Annotated in this window: 37 protein-coding genes; 2 read left to right on the forward strand and 35 right to left on the reverse strand. The window is 68.4% G+C overall.

Annotated features, from left to right (window positions below; all coding sequences use genetic code 11):
• Positions 1 to 775: 775 nt before the first annotated feature.
• From ABZ815_RS20375 to ABZ815_RS20525, 31 genes are all read right to left on the reverse strand, one after another.
• Positions 776 to 1,072, reverse strand: a complete 297-nt coding sequence (locus ABZ815_RS20375) for a hypothetical protein (RefSeq protein ID WP_357699978.1) — start codon at positions 1,070 to 1,072, stop codon at positions 776 to 778.
• Complete coding sequence (locus ABZ815_RS20380; RefSeq protein ID WP_357699979.1) at positions 1,069 to 1,269, reverse strand: hypothetical protein; 201 nt, start codon at positions 1,267 to 1,269, stop codon at positions 1,069 to 1,071. The genes ABZ815_RS20375 and ABZ815_RS20380 overlap by 4 nt, the downstream gene beginning before the upstream one ends.
• Before the next feature lie 169 nt (positions 1,270 to 1,438).
• On the reverse strand, positions 1,439 to 1,720 hold the full coding sequence (locus tag ABZ815_RS20385) for a hypothetical protein (protein ID WP_357699981.1): 282 nt from the start codon (positions 1,718 to 1,720) through the stop codon (positions 1,439 to 1,441).
• Positions 1,717 to 1,941 (reverse strand): hypothetical protein, encoded by a 225-nt coding sequence (locus ABZ815_RS20390; RefSeq protein ID WP_357699983.1) that lies wholly within the window; start codon positions 1,939 to 1,941, stop codon positions 1,717 to 1,719. The genes ABZ815_RS20385 and ABZ815_RS20390 overlap by 4 nt, the downstream gene beginning before the upstream one ends.
• Before the next feature lie 830 nt (positions 1,942 to 2,771).
• The gene (locus ABZ815_RS20395) at positions 2,772 to 2,960 is read right to left on the reverse strand and encodes a hypothetical protein (protein ID WP_357699985.1); all 189 of its coding nucleotides are present in this window, start codon (positions 2,958 to 2,960) and stop codon (positions 2,772 to 2,774) included.
• A gap of 334 nt (positions 2,961 to 3,294) precedes the next feature.
• Positions 3,295 to 3,507 (reverse strand): hypothetical protein, encoded by a 213-nt coding sequence (locus tag ABZ815_RS20400; protein ID WP_357699987.1) that lies wholly within the window; start codon positions 3,505 to 3,507, stop codon positions 3,295 to 3,297.
• A gap of 68 nt (positions 3,508 to 3,575) precedes the next feature.
• On the reverse strand, positions 3,576 to 3,995 hold the full coding sequence (locus tag ABZ815_RS20405) for a hypothetical protein (RefSeq protein WP_357699989.1): 420 nt from the start codon (positions 3,993 to 3,995) through the stop codon (positions 3,576 to 3,578).
• Positions 3,992 to 5,149: a hypothetical protein gene (locus ABZ815_RS20410; RefSeq protein ID WP_357699991.1), complete on the reverse strand. Its 1,158-nt coding sequence runs from the start codon at positions 5,147 to 5,149 to the stop codon at positions 3,992 to 3,994. Before ABZ815_RS20410 ends, ABZ815_RS20405 begins: the two co-directional genes overlap by 4 nt.
• Positions 5,146 to 5,472, reverse strand: a complete 327-nt coding sequence (locus tag ABZ815_RS20415) for a hypothetical protein (RefSeq protein WP_357699992.1) — start codon at positions 5,470 to 5,472, stop codon at positions 5,146 to 5,148. Before ABZ815_RS20415 ends, ABZ815_RS20410 begins: the two co-directional genes overlap by 4 nt.
• A gap of 37 nt (positions 5,473 to 5,509) precedes the next feature.
• On the reverse strand, positions 5,510 to 5,935 hold the full coding sequence (locus ABZ815_RS20420; protein WP_357699994.1) for a hypothetical protein: 426 nt from the start codon (positions 5,933 to 5,935) through the stop codon (positions 5,510 to 5,512).
• Entirely contained in the window at positions 5,928 to 6,329 is a 402-nt protein-coding gene (locus tag ABZ815_RS20425) for a hypothetical protein (RefSeq protein ID WP_357699996.1), read from the reverse strand. Before ABZ815_RS20425 ends, ABZ815_RS20420 begins: the two co-directional genes overlap by 8 nt.
• 177 nt (positions 6,330 to 6,506) lie before the next feature.
• Positions 6,507 to 6,884: a hypothetical protein gene (locus ABZ815_RS20430; RefSeq protein WP_357699998.1), complete on the reverse strand. Its 378-nt coding sequence runs from the start codon at positions 6,882 to 6,884 to the stop codon at positions 6,507 to 6,509.
• A 326-nt stretch (positions 6,885 to 7,210) separates the two neighbouring features.
• Positions 7,211 to 7,402 carry a hypothetical protein gene (locus ABZ815_RS20435; protein WP_357700000.1) on the reverse strand — a complete coding sequence of 64 codons (192 nt, stop codon included), beginning with the start codon at positions 7,400 to 7,402 and terminating at the stop codon, positions 7,211 to 7,213.
• Positions 7,399 to 7,899 carry a hypothetical protein gene (locus ABZ815_RS20440; protein WP_357700002.1) on the reverse strand — a complete coding sequence of 167 codons (501 nt, stop codon included), beginning with the start codon at positions 7,897 to 7,899 and terminating at the stop codon, positions 7,399 to 7,401. Before ABZ815_RS20440 ends, ABZ815_RS20435 begins: the two co-directional genes overlap by 4 nt.
• Entirely contained in the window at positions 7,896 to 8,123 is a 228-nt protein-coding gene (locus ABZ815_RS20445) for a hypothetical protein (RefSeq protein WP_357700004.1), read from the reverse strand. The genes ABZ815_RS20440 and ABZ815_RS20445 overlap by 4 nt, the downstream gene beginning before the upstream one ends.
• Positions 8,120 to 8,254 (reverse strand): hypothetical protein, encoded by a 135-nt coding sequence (locus ABZ815_RS20450; protein WP_357700005.1) that lies wholly within the window; start codon positions 8,252 to 8,254, stop codon positions 8,120 to 8,122. The genes ABZ815_RS20445 and ABZ815_RS20450 overlap by 4 nt, the downstream gene beginning before the upstream one ends.
• Positions 8,251 to 8,661, reverse strand: a complete 411-nt coding sequence (locus tag ABZ815_RS20455; RefSeq protein WP_357700007.1) for a hypothetical protein — start codon at positions 8,659 to 8,661, stop codon at positions 8,251 to 8,253. The genes ABZ815_RS20450 and ABZ815_RS20455 overlap by 4 nt, the downstream gene beginning before the upstream one ends.
• Complete coding sequence (locus ABZ815_RS20460; RefSeq protein ID WP_357700009.1) at positions 8,658 to 9,008, reverse strand: hypothetical protein; 351 nt, start codon at positions 9,006 to 9,008, stop codon at positions 8,658 to 8,660. The genes ABZ815_RS20455 and ABZ815_RS20460 overlap by 4 nt, the downstream gene beginning before the upstream one ends.
• Positions 9,009 to 9,017: 9 nt before the next feature.
• Positions 9,018 to 9,236, reverse strand: a complete 219-nt coding sequence (locus ABZ815_RS20465; RefSeq protein ID WP_357700011.1) for a hypothetical protein — start codon at positions 9,234 to 9,236, stop codon at positions 9,018 to 9,020.
• Between the two features lie 28 nt (positions 9,237 to 9,264).
• Complete coding sequence (locus ABZ815_RS20470; RefSeq protein WP_357700013.1) at positions 9,265 to 9,402, reverse strand: hypothetical protein; 138 nt, start codon at positions 9,400 to 9,402, stop codon at positions 9,265 to 9,267.
• Positions 9,399 to 9,674 carry a hypothetical protein gene (locus ABZ815_RS20475; RefSeq protein ID WP_357700015.1) on the reverse strand — a complete coding sequence of 92 codons (276 nt, stop codon included), beginning with the start codon at positions 9,672 to 9,674 and terminating at the stop codon, positions 9,399 to 9,401. The genes ABZ815_RS20470 and ABZ815_RS20475 overlap by 4 nt, the downstream gene beginning before the upstream one ends.
• Positions 9,671 to 10,345: a hypothetical protein gene (locus tag ABZ815_RS20480; protein WP_357700017.1), complete on the reverse strand. Its 675-nt coding sequence runs from the start codon at positions 10,343 to 10,345 to the stop codon at positions 9,671 to 9,673. The genes ABZ815_RS20475 and ABZ815_RS20480 overlap by 4 nt, the downstream gene beginning before the upstream one ends.
• Positions 10,346 to 10,409: 64 nt before the next feature.
• Positions 10,410 to 12,152: a recombinase RecT gene (locus ABZ815_RS20485; RefSeq protein ID WP_357700019.1), complete on the reverse strand. Its 1,743-nt coding sequence runs from the start codon at positions 12,150 to 12,152 to the stop codon at positions 10,410 to 10,412.
• Positions 12,149 to 13,096, reverse strand: coding sequence for a YqaJ viral recombinase family protein (locus ABZ815_RS20490; RefSeq protein WP_357700021.1), 948 nt, complete (start codon positions 13,094 to 13,096; stop codon positions 12,149 to 12,151). Before ABZ815_RS20490 ends, ABZ815_RS20485 begins: the two co-directional genes overlap by 4 nt.
• Entirely contained in the window at positions 13,090 to 13,515 is a 426-nt protein-coding gene (locus ABZ815_RS20495; RefSeq protein ID WP_357700023.1) for a hypothetical protein, read from the reverse strand. The genes ABZ815_RS20490 and ABZ815_RS20495 overlap by 7 nt, the downstream gene beginning before the upstream one ends.
• Positions 13,512 to 13,910: a hypothetical protein gene (locus ABZ815_RS20500; protein ID WP_357700025.1), complete on the reverse strand. Its 399-nt coding sequence runs from the start codon at positions 13,908 to 13,910 to the stop codon at positions 13,512 to 13,514. The genes ABZ815_RS20495 and ABZ815_RS20500 overlap by 4 nt, the downstream gene beginning before the upstream one ends.
• Positions 13,907 to 14,299, reverse strand: a complete 393-nt coding sequence (locus tag ABZ815_RS20505; RefSeq protein ID WP_357700027.1) for a hypothetical protein — start codon at positions 14,297 to 14,299, stop codon at positions 13,907 to 13,909. Before ABZ815_RS20505 ends, ABZ815_RS20500 begins: the two co-directional genes overlap by 4 nt.
• Positions 14,296 to 14,445: a hypothetical protein gene (locus tag ABZ815_RS20510; protein WP_357700029.1), complete on the reverse strand. Its 150-nt coding sequence runs from the start codon at positions 14,443 to 14,445 to the stop codon at positions 14,296 to 14,298. Before ABZ815_RS20510 ends, ABZ815_RS20505 begins: the two co-directional genes overlap by 4 nt.
• Positions 14,445 to 14,615 (reverse strand): helix-turn-helix domain-containing protein, encoded by a 171-nt coding sequence (locus ABZ815_RS20515; protein ID WP_357700030.1) that lies wholly within the window; start codon positions 14,613 to 14,615, stop codon positions 14,445 to 14,447. The genes ABZ815_RS20510 and ABZ815_RS20515 overlap by 1 nt, the downstream gene beginning before the upstream one ends.
• Positions 14,612 to 14,923 (reverse strand): hypothetical protein, encoded by a 312-nt coding sequence (locus ABZ815_RS20520; RefSeq protein WP_357700031.1) that lies wholly within the window; start codon positions 14,921 to 14,923, stop codon positions 14,612 to 14,614. Before ABZ815_RS20520 ends, ABZ815_RS20515 begins: the two co-directional genes overlap by 4 nt.
• Positions 14,920 to 15,447 carry a helix-turn-helix domain-containing protein gene (locus ABZ815_RS20525; protein WP_352365909.1) on the reverse strand — a complete coding sequence of 176 codons (528 nt, stop codon included), beginning with the start codon at positions 15,445 to 15,447 and terminating at the stop codon, positions 14,920 to 14,922. The genes ABZ815_RS20520 and ABZ815_RS20525 overlap by 4 nt, the downstream gene beginning before the upstream one ends.
• A gap of 249 nt (positions 15,448 to 15,696) precedes the next feature.
• Here ABZ815_RS20525 and ABZ815_RS20530 point away from each other — a divergent pair, with 249 nt between their 5' ends.
• Positions 15,697 to 16,224 (forward strand): hypothetical protein, encoded by a 528-nt coding sequence (locus ABZ815_RS20530; RefSeq protein ID WP_357700033.1) that lies wholly within the window; start codon positions 15,697 to 15,699, stop codon positions 16,222 to 16,224.
• Between the two features lie 2 nt (positions 16,225 to 16,226).
• Here ABZ815_RS20530 and ABZ815_RS20535 read toward each other — a convergent pair whose 3' ends face one another.
• Both ABZ815_RS20535 and ABZ815_RS20540 read right to left on the reverse strand, forming a co-directional pair.
• A complete protein-coding gene (locus tag ABZ815_RS20535; RefSeq protein ID WP_357700035.1) occupies positions 16,227 to 17,174 on the reverse strand; it encodes a helix-turn-helix transcriptional regulator in 948 nt (315 codons plus the stop codon).
• 353 nt (positions 17,175 to 17,527) lie between these two features.
• Positions 17,528 to 17,908 carry a hypothetical protein gene (locus ABZ815_RS20540; protein WP_357700037.1) on the reverse strand — a complete coding sequence of 127 codons (381 nt, stop codon included), beginning with the start codon at positions 17,906 to 17,908 and terminating at the stop codon, positions 17,528 to 17,530.
• A gap of 323 nt (positions 17,909 to 18,231) precedes the next feature.
• Between ABZ815_RS20540 and ABZ815_RS20545 the strand changes: the two genes are divergently transcribed.
• On the forward strand, positions 18,232 to 18,465 hold the full coding sequence (locus tag ABZ815_RS20545) for a hypothetical protein (RefSeq protein WP_352365917.1): 234 nt from the start codon (positions 18,232 to 18,234) through the stop codon (positions 18,463 to 18,465).
• A gap of 46 nt (positions 18,466 to 18,511) precedes the next feature.
• Here the strand turns inward: ABZ815_RS20545 and ABZ815_RS20550 are convergent, their stop codons facing one another.
• On the reverse strand, positions 18,512 to 18,760 hold the full coding sequence (locus ABZ815_RS20550; RefSeq protein WP_357700093.1) for a DUF397 domain-containing protein: 249 nt from the start codon (positions 18,758 to 18,760) through the stop codon (positions 18,512 to 18,514).
• On the reverse strand, positions 18,711 to 19,772 hold the full coding sequence (locus tag ABZ815_RS20555) for a helix-turn-helix transcriptional regulator (protein ID WP_357700039.1): 1,062 nt from the start codon (positions 19,770 to 19,772) through the stop codon (positions 18,711 to 18,713). The genes ABZ815_RS20550 and ABZ815_RS20555 overlap by 50 nt, the downstream gene beginning before the upstream one ends.
• Between the last annotated feature and the right edge of the window lie 15 nt (positions 19,773 to 19,787).

Genomic DNA, 19,787 nt, shown 5'->3' on the forward strand with positions numbered 1-19,787 from the left:
GGCGTGCGCTCCGGGCTTGCCGTGGTCGTCACAGTCGCTGTGGTCGTTGCGGTTGCTGTGGTGGTGACCTCCTGCGTGATGGTCGTGACCGCGCCCGTGGGGGTGGGGTCGGGGGTGACTGGACTGCCCTTAACGGGCGCTGTGAGCGCACAGAGCAGCAGCGCGGCGGGGACGATGGCCCCCGCTGCTGCTGCGACGGTGCGTGTTGGTTGGTTGCTCACGTCGAGTACTTCGGGAGTCAGTGCAAGGTCGTTACGACTGATTATGTAACAGTGAGATAACGGTGATGAACTCCCAGTTCAGAGCACATGAAATGACCTGTAACGCGTTCGGAAGCTGTAACGCTCTCTGTCTCTATGAGGGTCCGTAGACGCGTCTCGGAGCACCCTCAGAGCGCACCTCGCACCCTCCCCGATTACGTCACCCCACCCCCCAGGGACCCGCACCTGCCCCGGATCGCGGCATCGTTTAGCGAGGCTAAAAGTCTTCGATCAAATCATCAGTAGTACTGATAATCAGTCCGCCGGATGTTGTGGCCTGGCGTTGTCGTATGTCGTACGTCGGTGTCCGGTTTGTTGGTGATCTTCGCGTTCGAGCGAAGCTCTGTAGTGGTCGCTGAGCGCTCTTTCTCGACCTTTTGGTATGTGGACACACAAAACCCCCCCGTCGCGTCTCTGTGGTGATCTACAGACGCGTACAGGGGGGTATGCGGGTTATGTCATCAGCTAGCATTCTCGCTAGCTGCTACAGAATCGGATGGTAAGTACGAAATCGGTCAGCGGCGAGTCGTGGTGCTGAGCGCGGGCACGGGCGGCATCGACAGGCGGGGCGCGAGGTTGCGGATGCGGTCGCGGAGCCGCTTGCGCTGCTGGGGTGGCTTGGGCGGCTGGGAGTGGTCGGGGCAGTGGTCGTGCTCGTGTCCGTGGTCGGGGTCGTGGTGGTGGGTCCAGCCTTCTTTCGCGGCGAAGGCTCGGGCGATGGCGGGGGTGCCGACTCCGACGACTGTGGTGATGGCGGTGCAGCCTGCGTAGTTGCAGACCACGCTGATGGTCGGGAGGGGGATGGCGGTCACGAGGGGGTTGGTCCTTTCGGGATGCCGCTGGCGCGGATGCTGGTACAGGGGTGGCAGTGGTCGAGGTCGTCCTGGCTGCTCCAGCCGGCGTCGGCTGCTTGGGCGCGGGCGAGTTCGGGGTCGGTGGCGTGGACGCGGATGGTGGCCATGCATCGGCTGGTGTTGCAGGTGATTTCGGTGAAGGTGCGGGCGGTCATCGTCGTCTCGTTCGGTAGAGGGTCTTGACGCGGCTGGCTGCCGGCCAGGTGGGGCGGCGGAGTGCGCGGGTGAGGCGTCGCCAGTCGGTGTCGGTGAGGTGCGTGGTTTCGTCGATCCACATGTTGGTGAGGGTGACGCCTCGCCAGCGGTGGGGTCGGGGGTGGTGGGTCATCGGCGTTTCCGGTGGTAGGTGATCTTCGTGTGGGTGGCTCGGGGCCAGCGGGTGTTGCGCCGGGCGCGGGCGCGCTGGTCGAGCTCCTTGAGGTGGGTGCGTCGCTGGCGAGGGCTGATGGTGTGCCAGGCGCCGTTGATGAGGAGGGTTGCGTGGAGGGCGGGGCCGAGCTTGTGGAACGCGGCGCCGAGCTGTTCGGCTGCGGCGCTGAGTTGCGTCAGCATGGGGGCGAGCTGGGCCCGTATCTGGGCGTGGAGTTCGCGCAGGTCGTGGGTCACTGCTGTTCCTTGCGGGCGGCGTGGTCGCGGGCGGCGCGGCCGGCGGCGATGATCGGGTCGAGTTTGCGGAGTGGGGGCTTCCAGCCGTTGGCGTTGAGCCAGTCGGCGATGGCGGTGACGTCGTCTTCGAGGAGTGCGGCTTGGATGTGGGGTTGGAGGATGGCGCGGAGTGCGGCGTGCATGGTTTTCCAGGTGGCTTCGATGTCAGGGTCGGCGGCCATGCGGATCCTTTCTGCTGGCCGTTTCGCTAGCTCTTATGGGGTGGTGGTGGTTCGGCCTCTTGGAGGGGGATCATCCACGTGTTGATCTTGGTGGTGGCGGGCTCGATTCTCCCCCTTCCACCTCAGCGCCGTATGGAGGGTCATGCGCGTCATTGGTAGGTAGTGGGGAGGTGCTTGGTAGGTGGGCGGATGCTGCATCCGGTGTTCTTGGTAGCAGCATCCGGTGATCCGGTAGCAGCATCCGGTGATTACTCGCCGGTACGCCCTGGAACACCGGATGCAGCATCACATGATCAAGGGTTATCCACAGGCTCATCACCGGGGGAAGCATCCGGTGATCGCGGCCGCCTGGTCCTCTTCGGCGGTGGCGGCTCCACCCCCTCCGGGACGGCCAGCTCACGCTCGCCTGGGTCGAGCATCGATACCCGCTCCAACAGGTCATCAGGGATCGCGAGCCGGTACTCGTCCGCCAACGCGCGACGCCCCTGCGACGACCCCTGGACTACCCGCACGAGCAGCCCAACGTCGCGTAACCGCCCCAAGGCCAGCCGCACCGTCCGCTCACTCAACCGCGTCACCCGGGCCAGCCTCTCCGCAGACGGCCGAACCCTCGTCCCGTCTGGATTGCCGTACGTGGCCGCGACCAGCGCAACATGCTGTACGGTCGCCGAGTTGATCCGCTTCTTCCCCTCACCGAACCCCAACTCGGCTCGCCGTACCACGGCAATCCATGTCCAGTAGATCGGCTTGCCAGCCACCCCGCTCCCCTCGACACGCTCGAACCGCGCCCTGAGGGAAGGGCATGATGCTGATCACGGTACGACCCGCGCCTATCCACGCAGAACCACCAACCGCCCGTCCTCGCCCAGCTCACCTAGCACGGCCACGAGACAGCGATGCCCGTCGACGTCGAAGCACCGCACGCACGCGCCCCGCCGCTCGGCCACGTCCTTGACGTGGTACTGGCACGCGGCGGCAAGCAGCACATGCTCATGGATGCACCCGACGACCACGCGCACCACCACCTCGCCGCCGCACGCCTCCCCATGAGGGCTACGCCGAGCCCGACAGCCAGCACCGGCCCCCCGCTGGCCCGTCATCGGGACCCCGGCAGTTCGCGCCGGTTCCCCGCCTGGTCGATCTCCGCGATAGGCCACGACCGGCACAGGTGACCGCGCCGGCCGCATGGCGAGCACCACACCCCGCCTCCGCTGGCGAGATCATGCACGTGGTGGTGGCAGTACTCGTCGGCCTCCAGATGCCGGTGCGCGCACGTCATGATGAATCGGCGCACCATCGGCTCCCCGCACGCAGGACCGTCCGGCCCCCACGTGCGCACGTCGCACGCCACCGCTACGCCTCCCCCGCGACATCCACCGCGGCGACCCCGATCAGCCGGCAGTCGTGCCCCTCCCGCATGCACGGGATGCACATCACCTGCCCGTCGCGGGCGTGCTGCAGGTGCACCTCGCACAGGCGGCCCTGCCGGACATGCCCGTGGACGCACACCGCGGCATAGACGGCCACCTGGTCCCCGCCGCACTCCGTCCACTCCAGGCCCGGCACGGGGCGGGCCCCACATGCGGCCTCATCGCTCGATCGCGCGCTAGCGAGAACGCTAGCCACTACAGGCGTCATGAGCCGCTCGACGGCCGGGCCGCACCAGCCGCACGCCTGGCGATCATCTCGACGATGCCGTACGGGCGGCGCTGAACGTGGGTCAGGTCCTCCAGCAGCCGCACGATCGCGCCATCCCGGATGACCGGCGCCCACCTGGCCAGGAGATCCCACACGTCGGGCAGCCGGTCCACGAACACCCGCTCGTACCCGTCGCCGTCCGACAGGATCAGAACATGACGGGGCACCATGTCCCGTCTGAACCACACCACGATCGCCGGGGCCGCCGACTCCCAGCTTCCGATCTGCTGTCTCGGCTCGTAGCCAAGCCGCGACAGCAGCTTCCCTTCTTCCTCGTCCGGCCGGGCCTGGGCCGCGACGAGGTCTTCGCCCTCGATCCACTCCCCCGCCGTGTAGTACCACGCGAGCTGCTTCACAGATCTGTCTCCTTCACTGCCCTGATGAAGTGCTTGAACGGCTCCAACTTCGCCAGTTCCTCCTTGAGCCGCCGGTTCTCGGCCCGCAACGCCTCGACATCAGCGCGCAACTCCGACCGCACCGACAGGAACATCGCGTTCTTCTCCTTGACCTCCCGCCGCAGGCCGGCGTTCTCGGCCTGCAACCGATCGATCGTGGCGGCCGCCGTCCGCCCGGTCTCCAGCAGCTTCATGAGCTGCGCGTACTCATCGGACGCAGGTGCGGGCGCAGGCGGCGGGGGTGACGCGGGTGTCTTGCGCGCGGCCACATCGGCGGGCGTCGGCTGGCGCGTCACGGTCAGGTTGCCGTCGTGCCAGGCGTCGCGGATCCACCACAGCGAGGGGTTGCCGCGCCGCTGGCACCTGATGTGCTGGGTGTCGCGCAGGTACCGGGACACCTCCTCCTGGTAGACGAGATCCCAGTCGGCGCCCACGCTGCGCAACACCGACGTGAGCGTGCCCCTCCACAGCACCCCCCTCACGCGGGCGTTCGTCTCCGTCTCGTCGCCCTGCTTGGCGGCTTCCTCACGCAGCAGGTCGTACAGGGCCCTGGCGTCGGCGGCGAGGTCTTCCTTGCGCGACGACCCCTCAAACCGGGCGACGTCGCCGATCTTCGGCATGCAGTCATCAGCTCCTTGCGGCGTTGCAGGTAGAGCGGCAGTTTCCAGGACGGGTTCCGCAGCAGGCAGCTCCTGATGGCCGATCACCTTGCCCAGGAGGAAGGCCAACACCTCGCTCTCCCGCCTGCGCAACACGTCCACCCACGACTGGTTGTCCAGGTCAGCGGCGATGCGCAGGTGACCGTTGACGACGTCGAAGCTCACCCCCGACCGGAAGGCGGCCGTCACCAGCTCCTGCACCGGCCACTCGTCCCCCGCGCGCCTGTCCTGGAGCGAGTCGACGACCGCGGCCTGCATCGGGCCGCGCGTGGCGAGCTGCCGGATCCGGGCTCTCGCGTTAGTCAGCTGACTACCGACCGCGCGGTCCGGCACGGACTGCGACAGCTTCGTGGCCGGGTTCGTCACTCTCCACTCAGGGCCCACCTTCTCCACGAGGAAACCGTGAGTCTTCGCCTCGCGGCGGACCATCTTCTCCATGTCGCTGCGGCGGCTCATCCGCCGCCTCCGGTGCCGCGCCCGCCGAACCCGCCACGGGAGATCACCCGGCCCGACCTGGAGGTGATCGACACGTTGCCGGACGGCCGGACCGTCGTCCCGCCGCGCACGTACCCGCCGCGGCTCGTGCCGCCGTACACCCACCGCACGTACGCGGCGTGGCTGTCGCAAAAGGTGTCATCCATCATCCGGTACGTGCCGTCCGTCTCGGCCGTGACCATCACGCAGTCGGCGACGACCTCGTCCTCCGAGACCGCGTACAGCAGTCCTGCGACAGCGGCAATCGACGTGACCGCGCCGAGCGCTATCTTGGCCGTCGCCATGCGGCGCTCTCGCCTCTCGCGCTCCCGCCTTCTGTGCTCATACATCGGCGCCGCCGTCCTCACCCAGAACCTTGTCCAGCTCCGCCAGGACCTGACGCGTCAGCGACGCGACGCGGCCGGCCATCTCCTCGCGGCGGAACTGCTCGAACAGATCAGCGTGGACGGCAATCACCCGTTCCGCTGCCACCCGGCGCGCTCTCAAGCCCATCGACACCGTCCCAGGCGACCAGGGCAGATGAAGTGGACAGGAGGCGTGGCGCGAAGTCGTGGGGTAGCTGCGCGTGATCTTCATGATCGTGAGCACCATCGCCACCGGCGGCCCGCACGGGGTGTTGCGGACCTTGGTCGCCTCGGCGCACGCCTCCAGGTCGCCCTCACGCCAGCGGCGCACGTACGTTCTACGCCGCGGGGTCTGCTCATACAGGACGAACCCTTCGTCTTCGGGACGGATACGGTCAGCCATCGCCGTGCTCCAGGGCGGTCAAGGCGACTTCGGCGAGCTGGTTGACGTGGGTGGGATCGCCGGCGAGGTCGGGCCACGCGGCCGTCAGTGCGCGCCGGATCGTGCGGCGGCGTGCGTCGCGGTCCTGGTCGGGCAGCAGGTCATGCAACGCCTGGGGCCAGCTCGTGAACCGCACGGCCCGGTCGTCGAGATAGGCGGACGCGGGCAGCTTGCGGTTGGTCACCAGCAGCACGCCGCGCTCCACCCAGAAGCGCAGGTCGTCCGACGGGTCGGTGGCCACCAGCAGCTCGTGCGACGCCAGCCAGTCGGCGACCTCGCGCGGGTTCCGGCTGGTGTGGATGAACACGCTGTAGTGCTCCATCAGCGTGCGCAGCCCATCGAGTGCGCCGTCCATTGGCGGGTCGTAGATGGTGCCGTCAGCCCAGCCACGGCTGTAGCGGTGCACGACTCTGTCGAAGTCAACCGCCACGGTTCTGATCACGGTGTCCCTTTCATGTTGGCCAGCGGTGAAGAGCTGGCGTTGTGGGGTGAGTCGAACGAGGGCCCGGCACCCCGCTTGGGTGCCGGGCCCTCACCAACGGGGTCGCGGTGGAAGGCCCCGCCGTCTGCGGCGCGCGTCGTCCAGCCGGGTCACGTTGTCCGGCAGGACGACGGGCACACCCTTCGTGCACGACGCGACGTGCGGATAGAAGACCTGCTCGAACAGCGCTTTCGGCCGGTCGGCGGGCGGGCGGCGAGACCGCCACACGCCGAGCCCGTCCCGGATCGCTACGGTGTTGCCGTCCAGGTTCGGTTTCGGGTCCACGGCGAACGGCCGCCCGGCCTCGGTGATGGTCCACAGGACCGGCTGCTCACACACGTCGCATCGGGACAGCTCATGCCGGGTTGGCGCGAGGGTCGATCCCCCCGAGCAGGCCGTGCCGGTGGAGGGCGCGGGCGGCAGCAACATCGTCGGCTCCAACACCCCATCCCTCGATGACGCAGAGGGCGTTGCCGTACTCGTCGGTGACGGCAGTGCGAGGGAGGCGGAGGCGGGCGCGCTTGCGGCGGCGCTGTCCGGGTTTGAGGCGCGGGGGCCGGTCGTCAGGGTCGAACATGAGATTTCTCCTTGCTGGTCGGGCGGGCAGTAGCAGCGCAGCGGCGCGCAGTACCCAGGCGGGGGCGGCAGAGGCGCGTGGTCGGCGCACCGTCTGCCGAAGGTGTAGAGGCGGGTGGGCGTCTTACCGCACGGGCCAGGGCCGAAGGTGCACGGCGCGGTCGACGGCGACGCCCCCGTCACTCGCTGTCGTCCTTCTTCTCCGGCGGGCCCGCCTGCCCGCCGTCGATGATCTTGTAGAAGGCGGGGGTGATGATGAGGACGCCGATGGCGAGAATGAGCACGCCGAGGCCCTGATCGACCTGGAAGACGTACCAGGCGGCAGCGAGCATCGCCGCGATGACGACGAGGAACGCTGCCAGCCGGATCACGCGGCCACGTCCAATCCCGACCACAGCCGGATCACCGCGCCGGGCACGCGCAGCGCGTCCGGCTCGCCCGGCTGGCCGACGTACACCTTGGCCAGCCTGCGGTACTCGGTGACGCGCGCGTCGTCCTTCCACACCCCTGCCTGGGTGAGAGCGTCCTCCGTGCTGCGCAGGAGCTTCGAGACATCCGGCGCGCTCGCGGGCCGCCACCACAGGGCCTTCGACCAGCGGACTCCGGCAGGCCACCACGTCGGGCGGCCGGACGGCTTGTCGCCCATCGTGAACACCATCTCGCCCACGATCGGCCCGTCCAGCCGCGCGAACGGTTCGCCGGCCGCGGCGCGGCGGTCGATCTCGTCCATCGCGGCCTGGCGGACGTCCTGCCGCCACGGCTTGACGGTGGCGTTCTGCTCGATCATCCGGTTCTTGCCGACAGGCCTTTTGGAGCCCTGCGAGCCGGGTGTGCCGTACACCGTGATCGTGATCAGGGGTGGTGTCACTGTGCCCTCCTCAGGCGTTGAGAGATCTCGACTACCAGCCCGTCCAGCGACGGATCGGGGTCGAGATCGGGTTGACGATCCGTACCGGCGAGCCGCTCCAACTCGATGCGGCGCCGGTCACGGCGGACGTCCAGCGCGACGCCGGCGGCGACGACCAGGCCGACGAGGGCCGCGGCCAGGCCAACGAGGGCGAGCAGGCCAACGAGCACGTACACGGCGATCACCTGCGGGGCCCCTTGCCTCGTGCGTGCCAGCCGATGAGCAGGCCGATGGTGGCCGACAGGACGCCCCACCCGGCCATGAGCCACGCGAACAGGCCCATCGCCGGGAGGGACGCGAACAGCGGTCCGTTCACTGGGGCGCGACCGCCAGCTCGGCCAGGCGAACGTTCTCGGCATTCAGTTCCTGGATGTCGCGTTCGGCCTGCTCCAGCGCCTCTTGCGCGGCCCGCAACCTGCCGGGGTAGGCACTCGTTTCGAGAGCCTGCTTGGCGATGGCGACGACTTCCGCGACGCGAGCGATTTCGCTAGCAAACGGCCGGATGTCTGCCCAATCGGCCAGGTCCACGATGTCGTTGAGCGCGTCTCCGAAGGCGGTGGCCTCCCTCCCAACGTCGGCCATATGTGCCTGCACCGCGTAGATCTGTGCCCACAGCTCGACCTCGCGCATGTCCTGCACCCGCTGGGTCAGATGCCAGGTGATGAGACAGGCGACGCCGGTCAGAACGACCCATCCGGCCAGCCACGGCAGCGCCGCGATCACCACGTGCCCCTTTCCGCGCAGGCCGGGTACGTCGCCCGTTCGGGACAGGCGTCCCACGTCGTCCGGTTGACGACTCGCTCGTCCTGCTCGCCGTCGCGCAGGCCCAGGTACCACTCCGGCAGAGTCCGATGCACGTTCACGTAGCGGGCGACGCACGTGCGTGCCGTGCGTCGCCGCGTGCCGGTGCCGTACGTGGTCGTCTTCCAGGCTCCGCAACTCGTGGTCGTCCACGCGCGCGGCGGCTCGTATCGTCGGTGTGTCACCTGCCCCTGCGCCGGTGCCGTCGCACAACTTGCGGCGAGCAGGACGCTGGCGAACGCCAGTGGAGCCTTCGTGTTGATGTTCATGACGATCTCTCATTCATCGGGCCAGGTCGCCCACACGGCGGCCAGCTCGGCGGCGAACACGATCAGGACGAGGGACGCCAGGACGCGCGGCTCGCGTCCACGCGCCTCTCGGTCTTTGGCGGCGGTGCTCTGCGGTGTGTGGTCCCGCCAGAGGATGGCGCCAGCCAGAGTGACGGCGAAGACGAACGCGATGAGCGCGAACGTGAGCTGTCCCAGGATGCGGCTCATGTGCGGCTCGCTGTCGGGCAGATCGTCATCACAGCGCCCACACGAGCGCGACGAGACCTTGCGTGACGGCCCAGAGCACGGCCCAGCCGAACGCGATGGTCATCAGCGTTCCCAGAGACTCGTACACCCAGGCCATCACGGCCAGGAGGGAGGCGATGCCTCTCATCGGCCACCTCGGGTGCAGCGGCTGGCGGTCCGGCTAGCGCGTTGCCGGGAGGTGTCCACGTCCTGCAGGAGGCTCGTGGCGTCGACCGCGTGCAGGGTGACGCGGTGCCCGTACAGCACCGCGCGGAGCTGCGCGAGGGTGGGCATGCCGTTGGCGTACTCCCACACGCGTCTGCCGGCCGTGTTGGTGCCGCGCGCGTAGAAGGTGTCGTTGTCGGCGTCCCAGCCGACCGTGACGCTGCCGCAGTGGACAGGGAAGGTGCGGAAGATCACCGCTCCTCCCGTGGCGTCACGGCGGGCTGCGCCGGCCTCGGCATCACGCTGGTCAGGTCACGGGTTTCCTCCCCCGGCGTCGGTCCGCCGTGCGCCGGGCAGGGGCCGTGCTCACTGCACCCGCACTCGCGCGGCTGGAGCGGCGGCGCGCTGGCCGCGCGCGTGGGGGTGCTGAGCGGGGTGACGGCGGGCACGTACGGGCGCACCGCGTGGGTGGTCTCGCGGACCAGATGCACGGGGGTGCTGGCCCTGGCGACGACGTCCTGGTTGCCCGTGCCCACGCATTCCGGGCAGCCAGCCCCCTGGCAGGTGAAGCATGGGGTGATGCTCTCGGCGTGGCACGGCAGGTCGAGACGGTGAACCATCTGGGGCGTGTCCGGCGTCCCGCACGAGCACGTCGGCTGCGCCGTGAGCCCCGCAGCGGCGCGGACGCGTTCCTGCTCCGCGCGCTTGTGCCGGGTGAGAGCGGCCTCGATGTCGCGGCGCACGGCCGGCAGAACGGCCTGCAGCCGGTCCAGGACGAGGGCGCCGTCGATCAGGTCTCGGGGGTCCTTGGCGTCGACGCTGTACCGGTATTCGCCGATCACGAGGGTGACGGCGTGCTCCGTCGTGTCATGAAACACGTCGGCCGGGCTGGGCTGGCCCTTGTTGACGGTGATGGACATGGGCATGAGCGGATCTCCTTGAGGGGTAGGTGCCCGGCCCGCGCTGCGCGGGCCGGGCGCGGAGCATGGGTCAGGACGCGGGCTGTTCCCCGCGTGCGGCCTGCGCGGCCTGGAGGGCCTCGTCCCATGCGTGGGTCTGGCCCTTGCAGGCGGTCAGGACGTCGATGACGTCCTGGAGATGGTCGAAGGCGATCTGGTGCGGTCGCAGGACCGTGTAGCCGAGCAGCGCCGACAGGTCGCGCAGCCGGTCCTCCTCGGGAATCGGCTTGTCGAGCCCGTCGAACAGGGCCGCGATGGAGCTGAGGAACCGCTTGCGCTCCTGCTGCCGGGGCAGGTGCTTGCCGTCGCGGAGCTGCTGGAGGAACGCGTTCAGCTCGTTCGGTGCGGCTTCACGGGCACCGACGTTCATAGCCTTGCGGAATGCTCCCGCCAGGGCCTGCGGCTGGCCGCCCGCTTCGGCCCACTTGGCGCGGATCAGCTCTCTGATGTGCTCCGGAGTCAGCTCGTCCGAACCCGGCGCGGGCGGGACGGGGGCAGCGGCGTCTGCGGGGGCTTCGAGACGATCAAGGATTTGAGACGCCTGGTCGAAGGTCAGGTCCTTGCGGGACTCGACCGTCACGCCGAGGATGCGGCCGAGCTCGGCGCGCACCGCCTCATCGTCGGTGATATTCCGCTCGGCCAGCGCGGCGTGGATCAGGTTCATCATCGCCTTGGTCGGCTTCCGCTTCGCCGGGGTCGGCTGGTCCGGCTCGGCCGACGAGCGGCTGGGCGGGAAGACCTCGCCCTCCATCGTGGGCAGCGGGATCTTCTTCAGCTCTTCGATCAGCTCGGCGGCCTGTTCCTCGCTGAGCTGCCGGGCCGACTTGCGCTCCTTGAACAGCCTTTCCACGAGATCGAGCGCCTGCTCCTTGCTCATCTTGCGGTCGCGCACGAGCCCGGCGATCTCGCGGTCCTGGTCCCCGGTCAGGCCGCCGCTGGGGAACGACTCGCGGATGGTGACGGACTCGCGGACGGACTGAGCGGGGTTCTCCGCGTCCGCCTCGTCGGCGCGGTCTGGGTGGGTGGTCACCTCGGCCGGGTTGGCGGTCGGGTCGAAGTCGAGCCGTACGCCCTCGTCCACGGACATGCCGATGGCCAGGTCGAGCGCGGTCGGGATGGCCTTGACCAGCCTGGCCCGGATCATCGTTTTGCGTGCCATCTCGTCGAAGTGGTCACGCCACGGGCCGACGATCCCGCGCTCCCGGCTCTTGGCCATCGCGAACTTGTCGCGATGCTCCTCCATCTCCCGGCGCGACATGGGCTCGGTGATGATGCTGTGCCCGCGCACCCGGGCGATGGCGTAGTACAGGACTGCCTCGCCGCGAGGACCGCCGTCAGCGGGCGGCTCGTGCTCCAGCGTGTCGCCGTCCAGCCCGTAGATGAGCTTGAACCTGTCGTTGGCATACCGGATGCGTGAGACGACGCCCTGCACGGCCGGATGGCGATAGGCCAGGTCCACGTAGCCGCGGTAGCCGATGATGAGCTGGGCTTCGAGGCGGTTGTTCTCCCTGTAGTTCTTGAACGGCAGCAGCCAGGCGTGGCCAAGACCAGAGACACCGGGACGCAGTCCGAGCTGTGCGCACGTCATCAGCGCGCCGAGCACGGTCGGCGCGTGCGCCTGAGCCAGCTTCGGGGTCGCACGCAGGCTGTTCAGGGCGTCCTGCTTGAGCTGGGCGACCGTCACTCCCTTCGGCAGCGCCGCCTCGAACTCGGCGGTGTGCTTGCCGATGCGGGCGTTCATCTCCTCGATCAGAGCGGGCAAGGTGTCGCTCACGCGGCCTCCTCCGTGGTGTCGTCAGGGAGATCAGGCGGTGGCACCTGATCCAGCTTGTTGTCGGGCTTCACGTACGGCAGGCCCTTGCTCGACAACTGGCGCAGCGCGTAGTCGTAGCCGCCGTGCATCGCGCGGCGGGCGGTGCCCATGAACGCGCCGACCTTGGACAGCGCCAGCCGCTTACGGCTCTCAGCCGCGTCCATGCCGAGGACGGCCGCATGCAGCTCGGCCGCCAGTTCGGCGGGCAACTGCACGGTGGCGTCGCGGTCGATCTTCGGATGCAACTTGCGGACCGTGGCGTACGTGGCCGGGTGCTCGTCGAGCTCCGGCATCTCGTCCCAGAACACCGACGCCAGGAAGTCCTCGGCCGCGTCCCGCAGCACCTGCGCCTCGGCCGGGTCGTACTCGACGACGTACTCGCGGAACTGCAGGCGGCCGTCGAGCAGGACGACCCGCCACCGCTTCACCCCGAAGGCGTCCATGTACCAGACGACCTGCACCCGGTAGTAGATCGGCACCTCGTCCGTTCCCGGGCGGCCCCAGCCGGAGCCGTCCGCGTCCGCGTCGGTCTTGGCCTCGACTCCCTCGACCAGCACGCCGTCTCGGAAGCACAGGCCGTCCGGGCTGGCCAGGTGGTAGTCCCGATCGACGTTCACGTACGTGCCGCCCCGCCGCACCCGGAACTCCGGATGCTGGTCGGCGTACCACTTGAGCAGGGCGGGCTCCAGGTAGTTGCCCCGGCTCTGTGCGGCCGTGGTCGGGTCTGGCTGGACGAGCCCCTTCTGCAAGGCCCACTCCGAGTAGGGCGACGACCACGGCGATTTCCCGATCACCGCGGCGATCGAGGAGCCGCCCAGCCGGCCGCGCCGGATCCGGCGTCCGCGGCGGCTGTCCGGGCGGTACCGGCCCAGACGGCGGGCGGTTCCCGCCATCTGGGTCAGCACGGCCGCTCCTGGCTGCGCCGCGGACTCGGCTTCTCCAGCGTGAACGGGCCGTAGTAGCGGTGCGCTTGCGCGATCTGAAGGTTGCCCGGGTAGTAGGCGCCGAACTCCGACCTCAGCGCGACGTAGCCGTCCTCGCATTCGCGGCCGTCAGCAGTGCAATCGAGGCAGCCGATTTCGCTGGCCTCCCACCGCTTGCCGTTCCGGTCGCGCCACATGTCTTCCGGTACCGGCGGCCACTCAGCGGTGGTCAATAGCCGGTGACGCACCTCGGCTTTGTCGGTGCGGAACCACGCATCGACCATCCGGCTGCCGGGCTGACCGATGCCGAACCGGTGCGGGTCCTTCGGGTCAACGTGGACGATCACGCCCCAGCGGACGATTTCGACGTGGTCGCCCTTGCGGTAGCGGGGGCCGCTCACTGGCTGCTCTCCTGTTCGAGGCGCTGCTTGCCGGGCGTCTTGAGGCGGAACGGTCCATACAGCTCGTCCGCTCTCTTGAGCCCGTCCTTGTCCTCGAAGCGGGCACCGAACTCGGACGTGAGGGCGAGGCCGTGCCCGTCGTCCTCGGCCGCGTGGGTGAACCAGTCCTTGCCCGTGCCGTCCGTCCAGATGTCGCCGGGCAGTGGCGGCCACTGCACGGCGGTCACCAGCGTGTGCCGGACACTGCCGTCGTCTGTCCGGAACCAGGCGTCGACTGTCGCGCTGCCGCGCTGGCCAACGCCGAACCAGGCAGGATCGGCCTGATCGACGGCGGTGATCACCCCGCGACGCACGAACTCGACCTCGTCGCCGATCGAGTAGAGGCTGTCGCTCATCGCCCGGCCTCCCTTTCGAGTCGGACGCGGCCGGGGATTTCCAGGTGGAAGGTGCCGTGCTGCTGGATCGCCTTGAGCAGGCGGTCCTCGCCGGAGTGGCAGGCCCCGAACTCGCTGACCAGGATGATGAGGTCAGGCCGGTCGGGGTCGGTCTCGACCTGGCAGAACCAGCGCTTGCGATTGCGGTCGAGCCACACGTCGCCGGGCAGCGGCGGCCATTCCGCAGTGGCCACCAGGACGTGGTTGATGCTGCGGTCGTCGGTGCGGAAGGACACCAGGCCCCGATCGCCGTGGCGGAGCTGGTAGCGGGCCGGATCCTCCGGGTTGGCGCTGTCGATAACACCGGCGATGGTGAGGGTGACGTGGTCGCCCACGCGGTAGACGATCATCCGGCGCTCCCCCACGTGGTCCAGGGCGTGGAGGCCGGGTAGGGGGCCGGTTCCCAGCCCTTCGCCTCGAACTCCTCGTGCAGCGCGCCGAGCCACTCCAGGTGGGCGGCCAGGCCGTCGTCGTCCGACAGAAGCGGCGAGCCCATCACCGGGACACCTCCTGCTTCCTGGCCTCGACCTCATCCAGCCGGTAGAGCCAGCGGCCGTCGGGCTGCCGGTGCGGGTACAGGCCGGCGAGGGCCAGGCGGCGCACCTGACGGGTGGTGATGTCGAGCGTGTCGGCGGCCTGGGCGCGGGTGAGGAACGCGTTCGTCACGCTCCCTCCTGGGCGGCGGCGCTGAGGCGCTCCAGAAGCTCGGCGCGCAGCGTGTCAATGACGAGGTGAGAGACGGGGGCGAGCTGCAGGCCCTCCTCGTACATGGCGAGAAGCTCGTCACCTGACAAGGTGCGGGCCTGGGCCTTCATGTTCTCGGCGAACGTGGCGCCGAAGGAGGAAGCGGGGGCGCCCGGGCGCCCCCGCTCCGGACGCGCTTCGGCTACACGATCGCTGTGAGGGGCGGTGCACTCCCGTGAGCGCGCGTTATGGCTAGCGAGTTCGCTAGCGGCTTGGAGGACGCTGGTCATGCGGTTCTCGTTTCGAGGTCGGCGGGGGCGGGGGTAGACGCCTCCGCGTCGGTGCTGGAGGGGTAGGTCAGTCGGCTGGCCAGGTGCTCCACGGCCGCGCCCGCGGGGATGCGCAGGGCGCGGGCATGGATGCGGAAGTGGGCGATGTCGCCGCGCGCGACGAGGGCGTGGACGGTGCGGTCGCTGACGGCCATGAGCTCGGCGGCCTCGGCGACGGTCAGCAGATTCAGATCGGCGACCTCGTCGAGGGTGACGGGGACGCCCGCCTTGAGCTTGGCCAGGGTGTCGCGGTAAGGCCAGCTCAGCGCGGCATATAGAGACTCGCCCGAGAGTCCCGCGCCTGCGGGGCGGATCCTGGGGGCGGCAGTTCTCGCGGGCTGAGAGAGGATGACGAGTCCTGCTGCGACGAGTGCGGTGAGTACGTCCGGGGGGATGGTTCCTTTCGACTCGCGGAGGGCGTGCAGCACGGCCTCTCGTCGTTCCCGTCGTTCCCGTCGGGAGATCTCCGTTCGCTTCTTGCGCACGTGCGCACCCCCTCTCACGTGTTGTTGATCTTGGTTGAACTATGGTCACGCACCCGTCGAACATAGTGTGATTTGTGTGAGAGGGTCAACGCTTTTGCGGTTCTGTGTTCACACAAACTCACACACGCGCGGGCATACGTGTGAGCTCGTGTAGCAGATCGGCACACGTGTAGGCCAAAAGCCACACGCCTTGATACGGTGGCCGTCGGCGCGAAAGAACCGCAGTCAGATGACGAAGGGAGGGCGGCCGTGGCCACCAGCACACGCGGCGAGACCCTGCCATACGCACAGCAAGGCGCATTTCTCAAAGCCAAGCGAACGGCACGGCTCGACGGCCTCAAAGTCGCCGAAGTCGCACGGCTTTTCGCCGAGATGACTCGCAGGAAGTTCAGCCGCAACAACATCGACCACTGGGAGTCCGGCCGGCGCGAAGCCGACGACCACCAGGTGGTCGTCCTCGCCCTCATCTACCGCAACATCGAGCCGAACGAACTCGAGCACGACATGGGCCGTCCCGGTGCCGCCCGCCTGCTGGAACGTGTACGAGAGCACGGAGCGCCGGAACTCGGCATCCCAGCGCCCCATGCCGTACCCGCCACGCACCCAGCGCTCGATCTAGACCAGCTCACCGATCGTCAGCGCCGCCAGATCGAGCAGATCCGCGCCATGCGCGACACTACCCCCGCAGAGCAGGACCGCATGATCGCCTCACTGCTCAAGCACTACGAATCCACCGCCGACCTAGTCGACGTCCAGCTCGGCATCGACACCGCCTGAGGTCAGGCGTCGACTACCTTCGACAGCCACCCGGCGCGCGTCGCGTGCAGAGCGAGCTGAAAGCGCGTGTCCACGCCGGCCCGATCCATGAGCTGCTGGATTCGGCGAATCACCGTGCGCTTGGAGATGGTGAGCGTCGTGGCGATCTGCTGCTCGGTGGCTCCTCTGGCCAGATGCCGCAGGATCGTAATCTCCTGCTGGGTGGGCCTGGTGTCATCCGTTCCGTTGTTGCGCCAGGCCGTCCTGCGTGGCAGGGCCCGCTCCCAGAACACGTCGAACGTCGCCACCAGCGCGTCCAGCACCGTGCCTGCGTGGATCAGGAGCACTGGCATCGTCTCCCCGGGCGCCTGAGGGACCAGCGCCTGGCGCCGGTCGCCGATGATCAGCTTGAAGGGCAGTCTGTCGATGACGCGGACCTCGCACCCGCTGTCGGCCGAGTGCTGCGCAGCGGCGACGGCGGCCTCGTCCGTGAACGCCTCTTCCTCTACCAGAATCCGGCACCGCGGGTGATCGCTGGGGTCCAGCACACGCCGGTCCCCCGTGACGACCTGAAAGGGGGCTGTCACGAACGACAGCAGCTCGCTGCGGGCCGAGCCCTCGATGTGGCTGAAGGTCCGCCGGATGTGCGCCGGGTCAGTCAGTACTTCGACCGGCACGCCGTCGCCGTAGTGACGGCTGTTCGACTGGTAGAGCGCTTCGTACTCGGTCATCAGCGCCTCGGCCGCGTTGATGGCACGCTGCCGTTCCAGCAGCCGGCCCTTCAGGGCTAGGCCGGGGCGGGCTGCGGTGAGCACGTCTTCCCCGTAGATCAACCCATCATCGCGTAGCCGCTCGATGATGGCGCCCTCTGCCGGGTTGAGGGCGAAGGAGTCCGCACGCAGGGGCCCTTCGCGTAACAACAGGCGGTAGAGCGCCTCGGCGTCGTCGTCGAGGCCGAAAATCTGGTACATGCCTTCCCCATGGCCTGGGCCCCGTCAGGCCGGGACCTGTTTCTACGTTCTGGCCGCCCTGGCAGCTCTGTCAGCCGCGGCTTCTCGTCCATGCACGTGTCCCATGCGATACGCCCGATACGCCTTGGCCGCCCGACGCTGGGCGGGGTGGAGCCGGACCGCCAGCAACGTGAGAGGCAGCGCCACTGCGGCGACCCATCCAGCGAACAGCAGCATCTCGTCCTCACCGAGTTGGCCACCCCCGGTGAGGGTGGCCGGACAGGCGATCCAGCTTGTGCCCGCCCCGATCGCGGATGTCAGCCAGGCGCGATCGAATCGGCGTGGCCGGACATCCACTGGGCGCACCGTCCCGATCACCAGCCGCCCATGTGCGCCTGCAGCGCAGCGGGCACCTCGTTCGCCTTGGCGTAGGTGACGCTCTTACTCGTCGTGGTAATACGCGTCGTGGTGATCGTCACCGACCCGTCATGGTTGACGACCTTGGTGTAGGTGGTGCTGGTTGTGGTGACGGGCGCGCCAGACGGCGCGGTCGTCACAGGGGAACCCGCAGGACTCTCCGACGCGGCCGGCTCGGGGCTTACCGTAGGTCCCTGCGTGAGCACCGGCTCGCTGGCGCCGGTTGTAGCGGGGGCAGGCTCGTCATCGGCGTAAGCCGCGGTCGCGGTGGCCAGTAGTACGGCCGCCCCTGCCGTGGCGAGCAGGGTCCGTGCGGTGCGGGACAGTCGAGACAGCATGGTGGCGCCTTTCTCAGATCGAGGGATTGTCCACGTACAGCGGTTCACCTGCTGACGAACGCCAAGCCTGGATGTCAGCGATGTTTGTTACCGCTCGTGGAGGAATATGCAAATGGCCCACCCGTGTTCCTGTCCAGCCTTTCTGGCGGCACGTTCCAACCATGGCACGAAAGTGCCATATGGGACGCTACCAAAACTGTGTGTGATCGGTGCAGATTGTGAAAGAACGTAACGATCGACGCCAGAGGCGTGACGATGAAATTCATGCGTGACACAGTGTGGTGGTTCAAAGCTCAACATCCCTAAGATGAGGGACTGCCGTCGTGATCGAATCCACCAGGGTGCTCGGCATGAGCACCCTGTTCACCTTCCTGCTCGCCGCCGCAGGCGAGCCGCCCCTACCCATCGCCGGCACTAGCGTCGCCGTCATGGCCCTGCTCACCAGCGCATTCACCAAAAGGGTCGAGTCCTGGCCATCGCCGCCCCCCGTGCCCACAGAGATTGCCTACGAGGCGGGCCTGCGCGATGGCCATCGCAGCGCGCAGCGCCAACGCTGAGAATGGCACGCTCCAGGCCCGCGGCACGCCGACCTGGAGCGTGTTCCTACACAGAGCCGTCGGGAAGGTCGAAGCGCTGGCTCCCCCGGACGCCGGCGAGGAACACGCGCCACTCGTGCGGGGTGAACTGGTTGATCGGCCCGGCCAAATCGGGGCCCTCTCCGGCGGGGGACGATCCTGCTACCTCGATGCGGTTCCCCGACAACCGCACCCACACACAGCCCCCGGACTCCGACTGTGTGGCCTTACGCCATGCCTCCGTCAAATGCTCCTTGCTCGGCACGCTGCTCGTCATGCTGCTCGGCACGCACAAACTCCTCGCGGATCGAATCGATCAGATCGGCCGACGCCTCCGGCGTCAGCGCGACGCGGGTCAGATGCTCGAAGCGTCGCTCGTACTCCTGCGCAACGCCCGCGCCGAGATCAACGATCTCATCCACGCCACCCTCTCGATACAGCACGGTCCGTGCATCCTGCATTTGAAACAGCACGAAGGAGCAGGTCAGGCCCGCGTGTGCGCCGACCGAACGCGGCACCACGCGCAACTGCACCGTCGGCCAGCCGCCGACCTCAAGGAGATGGGCGAGCTGTTCCACCATCACCGCGGAGCGTCCGACTGGCCGATGCAGCGCGTCCTCGCTCACGATGGCGTCCACCGTCAGTGGATCAGACTCATGGCTGAGGACCCATCGCCGGGCGATTCTCGCCCTTGCCCGCAACCGCACGAGGTCCTCCCCCTCCCATGGCCGGTCGGCGCTGATGACCTCGCAGGCGTAAGAGAACGTCTGGAGCAGCCCGGGAATCACCTGGGCCTGCCAGTAGCACAGGCGTCTGGCCTCGGTCTCATAGACGATGAACGGGCCGAGAACCTGACGGAATTCGCCGCGCCTCCACCAGGGCGTGCGCCGGGCATCGGTGATCAGCTGCAGGCACAGCTCGCGGGCTGCCTCGTCCGCCTGGCAGAGGTCCAGGACGTCGCGTACATACCCGGGCGTGACTAGGGTCAGGCCGTTCTCGACCTGCGAGACCTTGCCGCTCGCGCACCCCAGCCTCTGGGCGACCTGAGTAATGGTGAGGCCCCGCGCCAGCCGCAGAGCCCGCAGCTCACGGCCTAGCTTCTCCTGTTGTAAGGGCGGACTCATGCGCGGCATGCGGCGATTGTCCCGGAACACCCCTTCGGCCGGAACGCCCTCACTTAATTGGATCGAATTCGTAATCAGAAATTCTGAATTACTGTAAACCTTCTTGCCATCTCGGGCGTCAAGCCCTCTCCCGGGGTCGGACATAAGAAACCCCGGCATCTTCATGCCGGGGTTCCCATG

This window comes from Nonomuraea sp. NPDC047529, assembly GCF_040642995.1.
In the GTDB taxonomy this organism is placed as follows: Bacteria; Actinomycetota; Actinomycetes; order Streptosporangiales; family Streptosporangiaceae; genus Nonomuraea.

Excerpts from the sequence above, each read along its gene's own strand:
- ABZ815_RS20520 (WP_357700031.1), bottom strand. The coding sequence starts at position 14,923 with ATGACCAGCGTCCTCCAAGCCGCTAGCGAACTCGCTAGCCATAACGCG.
- ABZ815_RS20500 (WP_357700025.1), bottom strand. The coding sequence starts at position 13,910 with ATGAGCGACAGCCTCTACTCGATCGGCGACGAGGTCGAGTTCGTGCGT.
- ABZ815_RS20535 (WP_357700035.1), bottom strand. The coding sequence starts at position 17,174 with ATGTACCAGATTTTCGGCCTCGACGACGACGCCGAGGCGCTCTACCGC.
- ABZ815_RS20420 (WP_357699994.1), bottom strand. The coding sequence starts at position 5,935 with ATGGCTGACCGTATCCGTCCCGAAGACGAAGGGTTCGTCCTGTATGAG.
- ABZ815_RS20550 (WP_357700093.1), bottom strand. The coding sequence starts at position 18,760 with ATGACGAGCAGCGTGCCGAGCAAGGAGCATTTGACGGAGGCATGGCGT.
- ABZ815_RS20380 (WP_357699979.1), bottom strand. The coding sequence starts at position 1,269 with ATGACCGCCCGCACCTTCACCGAAATCACCTGCAACACCAGCCGATGC.
- ABZ815_RS20510 (WP_357700029.1), bottom strand. The coding sequence starts at position 14,445 with ATGGGCTCGCCGCTTCTGTCGGACGACGACGGCCTGGCCGCCCACCTG.
- ABZ815_RS20540 (WP_357700037.1), bottom strand. The coding sequence starts at position 17,908 with ATGCTGTCTCGACTGTCCCGCACCGCACGGACCCTGCTCGCCACGGCA.
- ABZ815_RS20480 (WP_357700017.1), bottom strand. The coding sequence starts at position 10,345 with ATGCCCATGTCCATCACCGTCAACAAGGGCCAGCCCAGCCCGGCCGAC.
- ABZ815_RS20410 (WP_357699991.1), bottom strand. The coding sequence starts at position 5,149 with ATGAGCCGCCGCAGCGACATGGAGAAGATGGTCCGCCGCGAGGCGAAG.
- ABZ815_RS20505 (WP_357700027.1), bottom strand. The coding sequence starts at position 14,299 with ATGATCGTCTACCGCGTGGGCGACCACGTCACCCTCACCATCGCCGGT.
- ABZ815_RS20555 (WP_357700039.1), bottom strand. The coding sequence starts at position 19,772 with ATGAAGATGCCGGGGTTTCTTATGTCCGACCCCGGGAGAGGGCTTGAC.
- ABZ815_RS20460 (WP_357700009.1), bottom strand. The coding sequence starts at position 9,008 with ATGAACATCAACACGAAGGCTCCACTGGCGTTCGCCAGCGTCCTGCTC.
- ABZ815_RS20425 (WP_357699996.1), bottom strand. The coding sequence starts at position 6,329 with ATGGACGGCGCACTCGATGGGCTGCGCACGCTGATGGAGCACTACAGC.
- ABZ815_RS20390 (WP_357699983.1), bottom strand. The coding sequence starts at position 1,941 with ATGGCCGCCGACCCTGACATCGAAGCCACCTGGAAAACCATGCACGCC.
- ABZ815_RS20415 (WP_357699992.1), bottom strand. The coding sequence starts at position 5,472 with ATGGCGACGGCCAAGATAGCGCTCGGCGCGGTCACGTCGATTGCCGCT.
- ABZ815_RS20430 (WP_357699998.1), bottom strand. The coding sequence starts at position 6,884 with ATGTTGCTGCCGCCCGCGCCCTCCACCGGCACGGCCTGCTCGGGGGGA.
- ABZ815_RS20465 (WP_357700011.1), bottom strand. The coding sequence starts at position 9,236 with ATGAGCCGCATCCTGGGACAGCTCACGTTCGCGCTCATCGCGTTCGTC.
- ABZ815_RS20470 (WP_357700013.1), bottom strand. The coding sequence starts at position 9,402 with ATGAGAGGCATCGCCTCCCTCCTGGCCGTGATGGCCTGGGTGTACGAG.